This window comes from Streptomyces tritici (assembly GCF_048500665.1).
Taxonomy (GTDB): Bacteria; Actinomycetota; Actinomycetes; order Streptomycetales; family Streptomycetaceae; genus Streptomyces; species Streptomyces tritici.
In genome coordinates, this window is record NZ_CP183183.1 from 306,468 (window position 1) to 320,833 (window position 14,366).

Sequence of the window (14,366 nt, forward strand, 5' to 3'; positions counted from 1 at the left end):
AGATGGGCCGGTCACGACGGCGAGGAGAGGGCAGAGGCGATGAGCAGCGCGGTGCAGAGGCGGCGGCCGCCGACCGCCCAGCAGTTCGTCCTGGAGGAGCTGCGGCGCGCCATCACGGGCGGGGAGCTGCGCCCGGGCGAGCCGATCCGGCAGGACGCGCTGGCCGCGCGGCTCGACGTGAGCCGGGTGCCGCTGCGCGAGGCGCTGAAGATCCTGGAGGGCGAGGGCCTCGTCGTCCACCACGCGCACCGCGGCTACTTCGTGGCCGAACTGTCCCTGGCGGACCTGGAGGAGGTCTACCGCATCCGGGCGCTACTGGAGGGCGAGGCGGTCCGGGAGGCCGTCGCGCGCTCGGGCCCCGGACTCGTGGAGGTCCTGGAGGAGGCGCAGGCGGCGGTGGAGCGGGCCGGCGAGGCCGGGGACGTCGCGGAGATGGCCGCGGCGAACCGGCGGTTCCATTTCCTGCTCGTCGAGGCGTCGGGGCTGCCGCGCCTGGTGCGGCTGATCGGCACGCTGTGGGACGCCACGGACGCGTACCGGTCGCTGTACTACGCGGCGCGGCCCAACCGGGAGCGGGTTCAGGACGAGCACCGCGCGGTGCTGGCCGCCCTGCGCGCGGGCGACGCGGAGGAGGCGGTGCGCCTGCTGGACCTGCACCGCGAGCACGCCGTCGCGGCCCTGCGCGAGGTGCTGGACCTGGGCTGACGCCCGATCAGGGGCCCGGCGGAAAACCGGATGTGCGCGAGGCTGCCCGCTCCCTAGGCTCGCCCGTATGGACACCGACGGGCACCGCACCGACCTGCTCAACGTCGTCGACGTGGAGGCGACCTGCTGGGACGGGCAGCCGCCGCCGGGGGCGGTGAGCGAGATCATCGAGATCGGCCTCACGGTCGTGGACCTGGCGGCGGGCCGGCGCCTGGAGCGGCACCGCGTCCTGGTCCGGCCGGAGCGCTCCCGCGTGAGCGCGTTCTGCACGGAGCTGACCGGCCTGACGCAGGAGGAGGTCGAGGGGGGCGTCGGCTTCGCCGAGGCATGCCGGCTGCTGGCGCGGGAGCACGGGGCGGGGCTGCGTCCGTGGGCGAGCTGGGGCGACTACGACCGCCACCAGTTCACCCGCCAGTGCGGGGCGACGGGTGTCCGGTACCCCTTCGGCCGGGTGCACACCAACGCCAAGGCCGTGTTCACCGAGGCGTACGGGCTGCGCAAGCGCCCGGGCATGGCGCGGGCGCTGAGCCTCGCGGGCCTGCCGCTGGAGGGCCGGCACCACCGGGGCGAGGACGACGCCTGGAACATCGCGGCGCTGGTGCTGGACGTGGCCCGGCGCGGCGGCTGGCCGGCCACGTCCGGCTGAGCGGGCCCGTACTGCGATCGGGCAACGAACACGTCCGACCCCTAGGGACCGACCGGACGGTATGTCATTCTTCCGTTCGACGACGGTCGGGCCGGGGGGCGGGCGCGCGCCGTCGTACGGGAGCGAGCCGACCGACACCGGTGGAGGAACGCGATGCTGCATGCCGTACGGGACCGTGCCGTCGACACGGAGGCGGAGGCCGTGCTGCGCCGGGCCGCCCTCGTCCTGTCGGGCGGGCTGCACGCGCTCGCCGAACGGCTGGTGGCCGCCCTCGCGGCGCGGCACCCGGCCTTCGCGGCGGCGCTCGCCGCCGATCCGGCGGGCGTGCGCGAGGAGGTGCGGGCCTCGCTGCGGCACCACGTCGGCTCGCTCCTCGGCGCCCGGCGGTCCGGCCCGGAGGCGCGGCGCTGCGCGGAACGGGTGGGCGCCTCCTGGGCGGCGCGGGGGCTGCCGCTGGAGACGGTGCTGCAGGCGTTCCGGCTGGGCGGCGGGCTGGTCTGGCAGGAACTGGTGGACGAGACCGCCCGCCGCGATCCGGACGACGTACGCCTGCTCGTCCATGTCGCCGCCGACGTGTGGACCTTCGTGGACGAGCACTGCACCCTCGTCGCCGAGGCCCATCGCCGCGCCGAGCAGCGCACCGACGGGCAGCGGGAGGAGCGGCTGCGCCGGATGACGGCGGCGCTGCTCGACGGCACCACGCGGATCGCCGACCTGCCCGAGGTCGCGGACGCGCTCGGCCTCCCCGTGGAGGGCGCGTACGCGGTGGTGGCGGTGGGCGGGGGCGCCGACGTACGGGCGGTGGCCGGCACCGTCCCGCCGGACGGGCCGCGGATCGTCTGGCACGCGGACGGGGGCACCGTGTACGGGCTCGTGCCCGTCGTGGACGGCACCCTGCGCGCGCTCGCACGCACGCTCAAGGCCCCGCCGGGCGCGGCCGTCGGGATCGGTTCGCCCGTGGAGACGCTGGCCGCCGCCGGGGACGCCCGCCGGCTGGCGGAGGTGGCGCTGCGCGCCTGTCCGCCGGGCGGCGGCACCGTCCTGCTGGACGAGCACCTGCCGGCGGCGCTGCTCGCGTCCTCGCCGGCGCTCGGCGCCACCCTCGCGGAGCGGGTGCTCGGGCCGGTGCTGCGGCTGGACCCGGCCGACCGGGACCTGCTGATCGGGACGCTGAGCGCCTGGCTGGAGTGCGACGGCAGCGCGCAGCGCGCCGCGCACCGGCTGTACTGCCACCGGAACACGGTCCTGAACCGGCTGCGCCGCCTGGAGCAGCTCACCGGACGCTCGCTGACGCGCCCGGCGGACATCGTCGAACTGTCCCTCGCGCTCACCGCGCGCTGCCGGCTGGGGCTGTGAGGCCGGCTCCGCCTCGCATACCCGCCGCGCACGGGGTAGTCGTGTCCCCATGAGCGAAATGTCTGCCGCAGATGAGTCGCACGGCCCCGTGGTGGCCGCCGTCGACGGTTCCGAGCACAGCGACCGGGCCCTGGAGTGGGCGCTCGGCGCGGCGCACCGGCTCGGCGCGGAGCTGCGGGTCGTCCATGTGAGCCCCGAGGCGCTCCAGCTGGGCATGGCCCGGCTCCACTCGATCGGCGAGGACCTGGACATCGGGGACGCCGTGCTCGACGGGGCCCGCCGGCGCGTGGAGGGGTACGCGGGGGGCACGGTGCGCGCCACCTACGAGACCCTGGAGGGCACGGTGAGCGACGCGCTGCTCGCGGAGGCCCGCGGGGCGCGGATGCTGGTCCTCGGCTCGCGCGGGCGGGGCGGCTTCGCCAGCCTGCTGCTCGGCTCGACCAGCCGTTCGCTGACGTCCGTCGCGCCGTGCCCAGTCGTCGTGGTGCCGCACGAGGCGCGGGCCGCGGCGCTGACGGACCGGCCGGAGGCGGGGCGGGTGGTGCTCGGGCTGCATCCGGAGGAGACCGCCGACGAGGTCCTGGACTTCGCGTTCCGGGAGGCGGGGCGGCGCGGGGTGGAGCTGCGCGCGGTGACGGCGTATCCGGTGCCCGTCTCCCCGATCCTGCTGGCGGGTCCGCCGGCGCCGGTGATGCCGCTGACGGAGCTGCCGGACCCGGAGCAGACGGAGGTCGCCGACGAGACCAGGGAGCACCAGGCGGCCCGGCTCGGGCCGTTCACCGAGCAGTACCGGGACGTGCGGGCGTCGGGGCAGGTGGTGCCCGGCGACGCGGCGGGCCGGCTCGTGGAGGAGTCGGCCGGCGCCGGCCTCCTGGTGGTGGGCCGGCACCACCGACGGCTGCGGCCCGGCGCACTGCTGATGGGCTCGGTGGCGCACGGGGTGCTGCATCACGCGCAGTGCCCGGTGGCGGTGGTGCCGGGGAGCACGGAGGCGTAGCCGGGACGGGCGCAGGCGAGAAGGGGCGGCGGCGTGGTCGGGCGGGGACGGAGGCGTGGCCGGCAGCGTGCGGCAGCGTGGCCGGGAGGGGCGGCGGCGGACGGGACGACCGTCCGTGGAAGGCTGTCCGCCGTACGCCCGCACCGTCCCGCGAGGAGCCCCATGTCTCCGGCCGAACAGCCCCACCGCAATCTCCAGGCGCCCGCCGCGCAGGCCTCGCTCGGCGCGGGCGTGATCGTCACGGACGCCGAGGGGCGGGTGCTGCTCGGGCTGCATCCGACGGGCGTGTGGGAGCTGCCCGGCGGCAAGGTGGACCCGGGCGAGTCGATCGAGACGGCGGCGGCCCGCGAACTGGCCGAGGAGACCACGCTGGAGGCGGACCCCGAGGACGTCGACGTGGTGGCGATCCTCCTCGACGCGCCGCACGACGCCTCGCTGACCCGGCTGACGGCGGTGGCCGTCGTCCGCGCCCACCGGGGCAGCCCGGCCGTGGCGGAGCCGGACAAGATCGACCGCTGGGAGTGGTTCGCCCCGGACGCCCTGCCGGCTCCGCTGTTCGTCCCCTCGGCCCAGGCCCTCACGAGCTGGCGCCCCGAACTAGCCCTGACCACCGGCCCGTTCCGCCGCTACGCGGTCCGGCGCGACACCTGACGGCCGCACCCGCCGGGTCCGTTCCGCGCTACGGCGTGCCCGGCGTGCCGCGCGGCCGGGGGCGGTGCCTGAGGAAGCGGCCGGCGCCGACGGGGCCGACGGCCGCCCCCTCCGGGTCAGGGGGTCACGCGAGGCCGGGGATGCCCCGGGACTCGAACGCCGCGCGGACCGCGTCCGCGGCCTGCGCGCCGTACATGCGCTGCGCCGTGGCGACGGTCGTGTTCGCCGCGGCCGTGAAGCTGGTGTCGGGCGCGAAGCCGAACTGGGCGTTGACGATGACGCGGTCGGCGGTGCGCGCGCCGAGGGCGGTGCGGATGTCGAGCAGCGCACGGGACCAGATCTGGCCGTCCGCGTGGACCTGGCCGACCCGGTCCGCGTACGTCTTGTCGGAGTCGATCCGGCGCAGGCAGTGCGGGGCGTCGCTGTAGGGGACGGCGTCCCAGTCGGCGACGCAGGCGACGTCGGCCTTGACCGGCCAGCCGTACCGGGCGGCGGCGTGCTCGCCGACCGCGACGGCCAGGTAGTCGCCGAACGCCTCGCCGATGGCGCCGGCCTCCACGGAGGTGCCGAAGCCCGGGACCTGCGCGTGGTGCACGGCGTGGCCGTACTCGTGGACGACGACCTCGGCGTCCTCGGCGTCGTCGACGCCGCCCTTGCCCATCCGGATCTCGGCCTTCTTGTCGGTGAAGTACGAGTTGTCCGCGCCCCACTGGTTGATCCGGACCGGCTGGACGCGGTCGTTGGCGCCGGGCAGCTCGCTGCCGAAGCCGAGGCCCTGCAGGTACTCCTGCGCCTCGTTGACCCAGAAGTACGCCATGACCTGCTCGAACTGGTCGTCGTGCCGGTCGTACGAGGCGGCGTCGGCGAGCCGCGCGGCGGCGCCCGTCTCGGAGCGGACGGACACCCAGCGGCCGGAGAGCCCTCCGCTGCCGTCGAGGTTGCGCAGCTGGGCGAGGGTGTAGGCGGTGGCCGGGACGCTGTCGGCCCCGTCCTTGCCGTCGGTGAGGGTCTGGTCGCCCGTGGACTGGACCGGGTTCACCATGAAGATCCGGGCCTGGGGGCCCGGCGCGGCGGGGGCGGTCCCCGTGGCGGAGGCCGAACCGGCCGTGACGATCAGGGCCACGGTGGCGGTGGCCGCGGCGAGCAGACCGCGGGGTGTGCGGCGAGCCATGTACATCCTCCCGTTGGGGATGGCGTGGAAGTGGTGCGGGGGGTGGTGACGTGGTGCGGGCGTGATCTTCGCGCACCCACCCCGGTTTTGACCAGGTACATGGCAGGCCCGACCCTCCTGCACCGCCGCGCGGGAGGGTCAAGCGAATGAGACGCGTTCCACCCGAGTGGGTGTCGCGAAGGACGCTCCCACCCTTGTAGAATCTTCAACGGAAGTCCCGGTGCCGGGTATCCCCCGTGTCCGGCACCGGGACTTCTTTCATGCTCCGCGCCCCTCAGGCTCAGGGCCTGCGGATCCGGGCGTCAGCCCGCGTGCCGCGCCATCCACGCCTCGACCTCGTCCGCCGTGCGCGGCAGACCGGCCGACAGGTTCTCGTGGCCGTCCTCGGTCACCAGCAGGTCGTCCTCGATGCGCACGCCGATGCCGCGCCACTCCTCCGGCACGGTCAGGTCGTCGGGCTGGAAGTACAGGCCCGGCTCGACCGTGAGCACCATGCCCGGGGCGAGGACCCCGTCCACGTACTCCTCCGTCCGCGCCTCCGCGCAGTCGTGCACGTCCAGGCCGAGCATGTGGCCGGTGCCCGCCATCGTGAAGCGGCGCTGCAGACCCAGCTCGTACGCCCGGTCCGCCGGCCCCTCGATGAAGCCCCACTCGACGAGCCGCTCCGCCAGGTACCGCTGGGCCGCCTCGTGGAAGTCGCGGTACGCGGCCCCCGGCTTGACCGCGGCCATACCGGCCTCCTGGGCCTCGTACACCGCGTCGTACACGCGGCGCTGCACCTCGGTGAACGTGCCGCTGACGGGCAGGGTCCGGGTGACGTCCGCGGTGTAGAGGCTGCGGGTCTCCACGCCCGCGTCGAGCAGCAGCAGCTCGCCGGGACGGACCGGGCCGTCGTTCTGGACCCAGTGCATGATCGTCGCGTGCTCGCCGGCGGCGCAGATCGAGCCGTAGCCCACCGAGTTGCCCTCCACCCGCGCCCGGCGGAAGAAGGTGCCCTCGATCCAGCGCTCGGAGGTGGCGACCGCCCGGGACAGCTCGGCGACGCAGTCGGTGAAGCCGCGCACCGTGGAGTCGACGGCTTTGCGCAGCTCCCCGATCTCCCAGTCGTCCTTGATCAGGCGGAGCTCGCTCAGCGCCTCCTCCAGCTCGAAGTCCCGCTCCTCGTCCGTGGTCACCGCGGCCTCCAGGGCCGGGTCCACACCGCGCACGATGCGGGTCGGCACCGAGCCGCCGGCGGCCAGGTCCGAGGCCGCGGTGCGGACGTCGCGACAGGGCAGCCCGAGCACGCGCTCCGCCTCGGCGAGCGTGCGGCGACGGCCCATCCACAGCTCGGCGGTGTAGCCGATCCAGAACTCGTTGCTGTTCCGCTCGTCGCGCGGCAGCTGGAAGCAGTACGCGTCGTGGCCGCCGTCCGCGCGCGGCTCCAGGACCAGGGCGCCGTCGCGGGCCTGGTCGCCGGTCATGTGCACATAGGCCGTGTGCGGGCGGAACGGGTAGGTGTCGTCGTTGGAGCGGGCCTTGAGGTTGCCCGAGGGGATCACCAGCCGCTCGCCGGGGAAGCGCGCGGAGAGCGCGGCCCGGCGGCGGGCCGCGTACGGCGCCTGCTCGTCCGGCTGGAGGTCGTGCCGTTCGGTGTCCGCCCAGCCGGTCCGCATGAGGGCGGACAGTTCGTCGGAGATCTCCGAGTAGAGGCCGTTCTTCCGACGCTTCGCCACGTCGTGCACCTTCTTCCGCTAGGTCCGTGTGGCCCCCTGCGGGGGGTCGTCGGGACGCTACTGCGGCGCGGCCCGCCGCGGGGCCGCGCGGTGCCAGTGGCACTGATCGGCCATGACGTCGGTCCGGGACGCCGATAATGACGGACATGACGAGGGCGATACGGCGTGCGGCGCACGAGAGGCTGGGCGAGGCCCTGCGCCTGCTGGGCGTGGGCCCCGACGCGGTCCGGGTCTACCGGGCGCTCCTGGAGCGGGCGCCCGCGCCGCTCGGCGAGGTCGGCGCGGCGGCCGGTCTGGAGGGCCCCGGGCTGACGGCGGCGTACGGGGAGCTGGTCGACGCGGGGCTGGCCAGCGCGGGCGGGGAGGGCGGCGACGTGGTGGCCCCGGTGCCGCCGGCCGCCGGACTGGAGATCCTGGCCCGCCATCGGGCGGCGGAGCTGGAGGAGTCGCGCATCACGGTGGGCGGCGCGTTCGAGTCGTTCCGGCGGCAGCGGCTCGCCGCGTACAACGACGATCTGGTCGAGGTGGTGACCGGCGAGGCGATCGGTCCGCGGATGCGGCACGCCTGGGCGAGCGCCCGGGAGCAGATCCGGCAGCTGGAGTCGCCCCCGTACTTCCCGCAGCCCGGCGCGACCGACGACGCGCTGGCCACGCTGGCGCGCGGGGTCACGCAGCGGGTCGTCTACTCGCGGGCCTCGCTGGAGCAGCCGGGCCGGCTGGCGGAGATCATCGAGCCGTGCATCGAGGCCGGGGAGCAGGCGCGGGTGCTGCCGTCGGTGCCGGTGAAGCTCCTGATCATCGACGAGGCGTTCGCGCTGGTGTCCCTGTCGATCCGGGAGGCGGACGTGCTCAACACGATGCTGGTCGTGCAGCCGTGCGGGCTGCTCTCCGCGCTGGTCGCCCTGTTCGAACAGACCTGGCAGAACGCGCTCCCGTTCCACGGCGGTGCGCCCGGTCCCTCCGCCGCCCCGGCCGGACTCCCGCCCGCCGACCGCCGGCTGCTGCGGCTGCTCGCCGGCGGGGCGAGCGACGAGGCCATCGCCCGTGAACTGGGCGTGAGCCGCCGGACGTTCTTCCGGCGGCTCCAGATCCTGATGGCCCGGGTGGGTGCGGCGAACCGCTTCCAGCTGGCGCTGCAGGCGCAGCGGAAGGGCTGGCTGTGAACCGGCTCAGACCGCGCGGGAGGCGACGCGCCGCGCACGCCATCCGAGGCCGGTGCTGAGCAGACCGAAGATCATGGCCACGACTCCCCCGCCGAGACCGTTGCCGGTGCCGAGGCCGCCCTCCGCGGTGACGACGACGAGAGCGCCGACGACCACGGCGAGCGGACCGGCGACCAGCGCGACCAGGGAGCCGTTGCGGCCGGCCCAGGAGCGGCCCCGGCCGGCGAGCCCGCCGAGGACGGCGCCGGCCAGCCCGATCACCGCGGCCAGGGCGGACGCGAGGCGGCCGGCGCCCATGGAGTAGGCGTCGGCGGCGAGCTGAAGCGTGCTGACGGACATGGGGTGCTCCTTCGACGAGTGCTGCGAGAACGCTCCGATCGTGTCCTCCGCCGCCCTGCTCCGTCGTCCGGCAGCCGCAGACACTTGCCGCTACCGCGGGCACCGCAGCGGGCGGGCGGGTACTGCGCGCGTGGTAGCCGGCCGCTCGTTCCCGGGACGGACCCGCCGGGCGGGCGGCCGCGGCTAGGGTGCGCACATGAGCGCATGGAAGCCCCGGACACCCGCCGTCGCCGTCGACTGGGCGATCGCCCTCGGCGTGGCGGCGGCGCTGCTGATCACCGGGCTGTCCGGTCCGCCCGCGGAGCCGGTCCGCGCCCTTACCGGGTACGCGCTGCTGGCGGCGGGCGGGCTCGCGCTCGCGGCCCGCCGCCGGGCGCCGGTGCCCGTCCTGGCCGTGACGGGGGTGAGCGCGGCGGGCTACCAGGCGGTCGGCTTCGACGTGGCCGCCGTCGCGTTCCTGTTCGCGGTGTACGCGGCCGTACGCGCCGGACACCGCGTGGCCACCCTGGTCGCGAGCGTCGCCGTCCTGGCCTCGCTGCCCCTCGCCGCGCTGGCGTCCGGACTCCACGACACGGGCGAGGCGTTCGCGCAGGCCCGCGGGGCGCTGCAGATCGCCTGGCTGGTCGCGGCCGCGGCGGCGGGCGAGGCACTGCGGCAGGCCGAGCAGCGGGCGGACGAGGCGGAGCGCACCCGCGAGGAGACCGCGCGGCGCCGCGCCGACGAGGAACGTCTGCACATCGCGCGGGAGTTGCACGACGCCCTCACCCACCAGATCTCCATCGTCAAGGTGCAGGCCGAGGTGGCCGTCCACGTGGCCCGCAAGCGCGGCGAGGAGGTGCCCGAGGCGCTGCTCGCGATCCAGGAGGCGGCACGGGAGGCCGCGCGCGAGCTGCGGGCGACCCTGGAGGCGCTGCGGGACGACGACACCGCCCCGCCGCGCGGCCTGCAGGACGTGCCCCAACTGGTGGAGCGCGCCCGTACGTTCGGCCTCGACGCGACGCTGACGATCGAGGGCCGGCCGCAGGACGTGCCGGCGGCGGTGGACCGTACCGTCTACCGGATCGTCCAGGAGTCGCTGACGAACGTCGCCCGGCACGCCGGGGCCGGCACGGCGTCGGTGCGGATCGACTGCCGGCCGGACGCGCTCGCGGTGCGGGTGGACGACGACGGCCGGGCGAGGGCGGACGCCCCGCCGGTGCCGGGCGTGGGGCTGCTCGGGATGCGCGAGCGCGTCACCGCGCTCGGCGGCCGGCTGCGGGCGGAGCCGCGCGGCGAGGGCGGTTTCACCGTCCAGGCGGAGCTGCCCGTGGAGCAGGCGTCGTGATCCGGGTCCTGCTGGTGGACGACCAGCGGCTGCTGCGCAGCGGGTTCCGCGCGCTCCTCGACCTGGAGGACGACATCGAGGTGGTCGCGGAGGCGTCGGACGGGGCCGAGGGCGTGGCGCTGGCCCGGGAGCACCGGCCGGACGTGGCCCTGATCGACATACGGATGCCGGTGATGGACGGCATCGAGGCGACCCGGCGCATCGCGGCGGACCCGGACCTCGCCGGGACGCACGTCGTGATCCTCACCAATTACGGCTTCGACGAGTACGTGTTCGACGCCCTGCGCGCGGGCGCGGCGGGGTTCCTGGTGAAGGACGTGGTCCCGGAGGACTTCCTGCACGCGGTTCGGGTCGCGGCGCGCGGCGACGCACTGCTCGCGCCCTCGGTCACCCGCCGGCTGATCCAGCGGTACATGGCGGAGCCGCCGTCCCGGCCCGTGGACGACGCGCGCACGCTGCCGGAGCTGACGGCCCGCGAGCGGGAGGCGGTGGTGCTGGTGGCGCAGGGCCTGTCCAACGAGGAGATCGCCAAGCGGATGGTGATCAGTCCGCTGACCGCGAAGACGCATGTCAACCGCGCCATGACCAAGCTCGACGCCCGGGACCGCGCCCAACTGGTCATCCACGCCTACGAATCGGGCCTGGTGACGCCGGGGGCGCGCTGAGCCCGGCGCGACACGGGAGACCTTCCCGGGGCCCGGGCCGGGGCGTCGTGAGATCGTGGAGGGGTGACCATCGAAGTGCGACCGGCGTCGGAGTTCGAGGACGTGCGCGCCGTCCTGGGGCCGAAGTCGCCGGGGGCGAACGTCTGCTGGTGCCTGAGCTACCGGATCCCGTCCAAGCTCAACAACGAGCTGCGCGGCCCGGCCCGGGGCGAGTATGTGGCCGGCCTGTGCCGCGCGGAGATCCCACCCGGGGTGATCGCCTACGACGGCGAGGAGCCCGTCGGCTGGGCGGCGGTGGCGCCGCGCGCGGAGACCGGCTTCGCCCGGAACCGGAAGATCCCGCACGTGGACGACCTGCCGGTCTGGTCGCTGTGGTGCGTCCGGGTCCGGCCGGGGCACCGCAAGCAGGGCGTCTCGCACGCCCTGATCGCGGGGGCGGTCGAGTTCGCCCGCAGCCACGGGGCGCCGGTGGTGGAGGCCTACCCCCTGGACAACGGGGACGCGAAGGTCGACCTGACGATGGCGTACGCGGGCCTGCGGAAGAACTTCGAGCGCGCCGGCTTCCGGCACGTGGCCGACACCACCTCGGTACTGGCCGGCCATCCCCGGATCCTGATGCGCCTCGACCTGCGCACCTAGACCGGCGCTCGACGGGGGGCGGGGGTCCGTCGGCGGAGATCCACAGGGGGTTTTCCGGCCAGAACGAAACGACAGGTTTCGGAGCGTGACCATGAGAAAGATCGTCGCCCAGCTGTTCCTCTCGGTCGACGGCGTCGTCGAGGACCCGCACCTGTGGCACTTCCCGTACTTCAGCGACGAGATGGGCGCCGCGGTCGACGCCGTCCTGGGCCGGGCGGACACGCTGATCCTCGGCCGCAGGACGTACGACAGCTTCGCGGGGGCGTGGCCGGAGCGGGAGGCCGCGGGCGGGGAGGACGCCCCGTTCGCGAAGCTCCTGGGCGACGCGCGCAAGATCGTCGTCTCGCGGCAGCGGCTCGCCTTCACCTGGCGCAACTCCGAGCTGCTGCGGGGCGAGCTCGTGGCGGCGGCACGGGCGCTGAAGGCGGAGCCGGGAGAGACCCGCATCGCGATCAGCGGCTCGGTGTCCGTCGTGCGCCAACTGCTGGCCGCGGGGGTGCTGGACGAGCTGAACCTGCTGGTCCACCCCGTGGTCGTCGGCAAGGGCCTGCGCCTCTTCGAGGAGTCGGAGACGCCGGTCCCTCTGCGGCTCCTGTCCTCCCGGGCCTTCGGGACGGGCGTCCTCGATCTCGTGTACGCGCCCGCGTCGGCGCCGGACGACGCGACGTACGAGGACGCGAAGCGCCACCTGCCGAAGGACGAGGACCAGGCGCCGTAGCGGCCGCCGCGGAGAAGTCCGAAACACATGCGTTCGAGAGCCCCCGTTCCCTCGTTGAACCCTCGCAGGGACCGCCCCGGCCCCCGCCCGCCGAGCGAAACGAGGCCCCCGTGCTCCACGACTCCCCCGACGACCTCGACGACCTCGCCCGCGCGCAGCCGGACGACGCGGACCCGCCGGTCCACGCCTCCGCGGAGCCGGCGCCGTCGCGCGGCGTCCCGCATGTCGTGGGGGTGCATCTGTACCTGGAGCGCGACGGGAAGGTGCTGCTGGGGCTGCGGCACCCCGACTCCGTGTTCGCGGGCGGTCAGTGGCATTTCCTGGCCGGTCACTGCGAGGCGGAGTCCGCGACGGCGTGCCTGGTGAGGGAGGCGTACGAGGAGGCCGGGCTCGTCATCGAGCCGGCCGACGCGGAACTCGTCCACACCGTCCACGTGACCGACGCCGCCGGGAGCCGGCCGCGGCTGCAGCTCGTCTTCCGCGCCCGCCGCTGGGAGGGCACCCCGGAACTGCGCGAACCGGACCGGTGCGCCGCGTGGCAGTGGTGGGACCCGGACGCCCTGCCGGCCGACCTCGTCCCGTACGCGCGCACGGCCCTGGAGGGCATCCGCGCGGGCCGCGCCTACTCCGAAATGGGCTGGTCCCCGTGACCGGCCGCCACACGGAGCCCCTGGACGTGCACCTCATCGCACTCCGCACCGGGGAAGCGGGCCGTCCCGAGGTCCTCCTGTCCCGCCGGGCCGGCCCCGTCTACGCGTCGGGCCTGTGGCACCTGCCGTCCGGGCACCTCGACGGCCCGCACGAGGACGTGGTCACGGCTCTCGTGCGCGAGACCCACGAGGAAACGGGGCTCGTGGTGGACCCGGCCGCCGTGCGCGCGGCCGTGACCGTGCACCACCGCGCCCCGTCCGGAGCCGCGCGGGTCGGCTTCTTCTTCGAGGTGCGCCGGTGGACGGGCAGCCCGCGCGTCATGGAGCCGGCCGTCTGCGACGCCATGGACTGGTTCCCGCTCGACCGCCTGCCGGCGCCCATGGTCGCCTACGGCCGGGCCGGCCTCGACGCCCACCGCGCCGGAGCCCGCCTCGCCCTCCACTTCCAGGAGCCGGGCGACCCCGTCGCCCACAGCCCGACCGCCGACCGGCTCCGTCTGGTCCCCGCGCCGCCCGTCGCCGGCGCGGCTCAGTAGCGCAGGGCGGCGGCGATGCGGCCCCGGTCGGCCAGGGTGCCGTCGGGGACGAAGGCGACCTCCGCACCGGCCTCCAGGGCGTGTTCGACGAGCTCGTCGACCATGTCGTCCCGGGCGCCGGCCTCGCCGGTGTCCGCGGGCTCCAGGTGACCGCCCCGCTCGCGCACGACGGTCCGGAAGTTCTCCTCCACGGCGAGCAGCCGGACGCGGGACTCGTTCACGGACCGCCGGACCTCGTCGATGCCGCCGGCGTAGTCGTGGCGTCCCCGTGCCGCGTTCAGCTCGGAGACCACGGTCGTCGTCGCCGCGGCCAGCCACGCCCGCCGCTGCGGCTCCACGGCCTCCCGCACGGCGGCGGCCGGACCGTCGGCGAGGCCGCCCCGGGGGACGGCCAGGGCGTCCGGCCCGAGAGGGGCGACCTCCTCCAGGCAGGACAGCGCGACGGAGGCGCCGAGGACATAGAGCTGTCGCGGATCGGCCGCGAGGACCGCCCGGAGCCGCGCGTGCGCCTCGCGCAGGAAGCGCCGCGTGGCCTCGTCCTGGAAGGCGCCCGGCACGTCGCCGATGCGCTCCCGGCGCTCCACGTCCGGGTCCTCCGGGCTCCGGGTGAGCGGGAAGCCGTCCCGTGCGGCCTCGGTGACGCGGTCGGGGTCGCCGCTCCACAGCGAGACCCGGTCGGCCGCCACGGCCAGGACCCAGTACGCCTGCTCGGCGGCCCGGGCCGCGACGAGGTTCCGGGTGAGGAAGGTGTCCGAGAGGACCACGCGCTCCGGCACCGGCCGCGCGACCGACCACACGTGGTGCTCGCCCGCCGCCGCGTACACGACCAGCCCGTCCTCGGCGTGGACGAGATCGACCTCCGCCACGGCCCGGCGCAGCTGGTCGAGCACGTCGCGCCGTCGTTCCCCCGGCACGTCCGGGTCGTCCTCGACGGCCTTCACCGCCGCGGCGGCGAGGTTGCGCAGCCGGACCGCGTCCTGGGAGTTCTCCGGTGCGCGGCGGTGCGTGGGCATCACGAGGGAGACCGCCGGATAGGGGCGTGGCTGCCGCAGCTCGGCGAGCGTGTCATCGCTGAGCACGGGGTGCATGGC

16 protein-coding genes are annotated in these 14,366 nt (G+C 75.5%); 12 read left to right on the top strand and 4 right to left on the bottom strand.

All coding sequences use genetic code 11. The features are described from left to right. Nucleotides 1-39: 39 nt before the first annotated feature. From ACNJ93_RS01440 to ACNJ93_RS01460, 5 genes are all read left to right on the top strand, one after another. Nucleotides 40-705 (top strand): GntR family transcriptional regulator, encoded by a 666-nt coding sequence (locus tag ACNJ93_RS01440; protein WP_418955451.1) that lies wholly within the window; start codon nucleotides 40-42, stop codon nucleotides 703-705. A gap of 67 nt (nucleotides 706-772) precedes the next feature. Next, complete coding sequence (locus ACNJ93_RS01445; RefSeq protein WP_418955452.1) at nucleotides 773-1,351, top strand: exonuclease domain-containing protein; 579 nt, start codon at nucleotides 773-775, stop codon at nucleotides 1,349-1,351. Between the two features lie 153 nt (nucleotides 1,352-1,504). Next, the gene (locus ACNJ93_RS01450) at nucleotides 1,505-2,707 is read left to right on the top strand and encodes a PucR family transcriptional regulator (protein WP_418955453.1); all 1,203 of its coding nucleotides are present in this window, start codon (nucleotides 1,505-1,507) and stop codon (nucleotides 2,705-2,707) included. 58 nt (nucleotides 2,708-2,765) lie between these two features. Next, complete coding sequence (locus ACNJ93_RS01455; RefSeq protein ID WP_418955454.1) at nucleotides 2,766-3,704, top strand: universal stress protein; 939 nt, start codon at nucleotides 2,766-2,768, stop codon at nucleotides 3,702-3,704. Between the two features lie 162 nt (nucleotides 3,705-3,866). Then, nucleotides 3,867-4,355, top strand: coding sequence for a nucleotide triphosphate diphosphatase NUDT15 (locus ACNJ93_RS01460; protein WP_418955455.1), 489 nt, complete (start codon nucleotides 3,867-3,869; stop codon nucleotides 4,353-4,355). Nucleotides 4,356-4,479: 124 nt separating this feature from the next. Here the strand turns inward: ACNJ93_RS01460 and ACNJ93_RS01465 are convergent, their stop codons facing one another. Beyond that, complete coding sequence (locus ACNJ93_RS01465; protein ID WP_418955456.1) at nucleotides 4,480-5,526, bottom strand: M4 family metallopeptidase; 1,047 nt, start codon at nucleotides 5,524-5,526, stop codon at nucleotides 4,480-4,482. A gap of 302 nt (nucleotides 5,527-5,828) precedes the next feature. Further along, nucleotides 5,829-7,241 (bottom strand): aminopeptidase P family protein, encoded by a 1,413-nt coding sequence (locus ACNJ93_RS01470; RefSeq protein WP_418955457.1) that lies wholly within the window; start codon nucleotides 7,239-7,241, stop codon nucleotides 5,829-5,831. 146 nt (nucleotides 7,242-7,387) lie between these two features. Between ACNJ93_RS01470 and ACNJ93_RS01475 the strand changes: the two genes are divergently transcribed. Continuing rightward, on the top strand, nucleotides 7,388-8,404 hold the full coding sequence (locus ACNJ93_RS01475; RefSeq protein ID WP_418955458.1) for a helix-turn-helix transcriptional regulator: 1,017 nt from the start codon (nucleotides 7,388-7,390) through the stop codon (nucleotides 8,402-8,404). 6 nt (nucleotides 8,405-8,410) lie between these two features. Here the strand turns inward: ACNJ93_RS01475 and ACNJ93_RS01480 are convergent, their stop codons facing one another. After that, nucleotides 8,411-8,743 (bottom strand): DUF6223 family protein, encoded by a 333-nt coding sequence (locus ACNJ93_RS01480; RefSeq protein WP_418955459.1) that lies wholly within the window; start codon nucleotides 8,741-8,743, stop codon nucleotides 8,411-8,413. A 196-nt stretch (nucleotides 8,744-8,939) separates the two neighbouring features. Between ACNJ93_RS01480 and ACNJ93_RS01485 the strand changes: the two genes are divergently transcribed. The 6 genes from ACNJ93_RS01485 (at nucleotide 8,940) to ACNJ93_RS01510 (ending at nucleotide 13,275) form a co-directional block, all read left to right on the top strand. After that, on the top strand, nucleotides 8,940-10,067 hold the full coding sequence (locus ACNJ93_RS01485) for a sensor histidine kinase (RefSeq protein WP_418955460.1): 1,128 nt from the start codon (nucleotides 8,940-8,942) through the stop codon (nucleotides 10,065-10,067). Next, nucleotides 10,064-10,732 carry a response regulator gene (locus ACNJ93_RS01490; RefSeq protein WP_418955461.1) on the top strand — a complete coding sequence of 223 codons (669 nt, stop codon included), beginning with the start codon at nucleotides 10,064-10,066 and terminating at the stop codon, nucleotides 10,730-10,732. The genes ACNJ93_RS01485 and ACNJ93_RS01490 overlap by 4 nt, the downstream gene beginning before the upstream one ends. Nucleotides 10,733-10,795: 63 nt before the next feature. After that, nucleotides 10,796-11,371 (top strand): GNAT family N-acetyltransferase, encoded by a 576-nt coding sequence (locus tag ACNJ93_RS01495; RefSeq protein ID WP_418955462.1) that lies wholly within the window; start codon nucleotides 10,796-10,798, stop codon nucleotides 11,369-11,371. A gap of 91 nt (nucleotides 11,372-11,462) precedes the next feature. Next, complete coding sequence (locus tag ACNJ93_RS01500) at nucleotides 11,463-12,089, top strand: dihydrofolate reductase family protein (protein ID WP_418955463.1); 627 nt, start codon at nucleotides 11,463-11,465, stop codon at nucleotides 12,087-12,089. Between the two features lie 110 nt (nucleotides 12,090-12,199). Further along, nucleotides 12,200-12,739, top strand: a complete 540-nt coding sequence (locus ACNJ93_RS01505) for an NUDIX hydrolase (protein WP_418955464.1) — start codon at nucleotides 12,200-12,202, stop codon at nucleotides 12,737-12,739. Next, nucleotides 12,736-13,275, top strand: a complete 540-nt coding sequence (locus tag ACNJ93_RS01510; RefSeq protein ID WP_418955465.1) for an NUDIX hydrolase — start codon at nucleotides 12,736-12,738, stop codon at nucleotides 13,273-13,275. Before ACNJ93_RS01505 ends, ACNJ93_RS01510 begins: the two co-directional genes overlap by 4 nt. Here the strand turns inward: ACNJ93_RS01510 and ACNJ93_RS01515 are convergent. Then, nucleotides 13,269-14,363, bottom strand: coding sequence for a chemotaxis protein (locus ACNJ93_RS01515; RefSeq protein WP_418955466.1), 1,095 nt, complete (start codon nucleotides 14,361-14,363; stop codon nucleotides 13,269-13,271). The genes ACNJ93_RS01510 and ACNJ93_RS01515 overlap by 7 nt on opposite strands. Nucleotides 14,364-14,366: the final 3 nt, after the last annotated feature.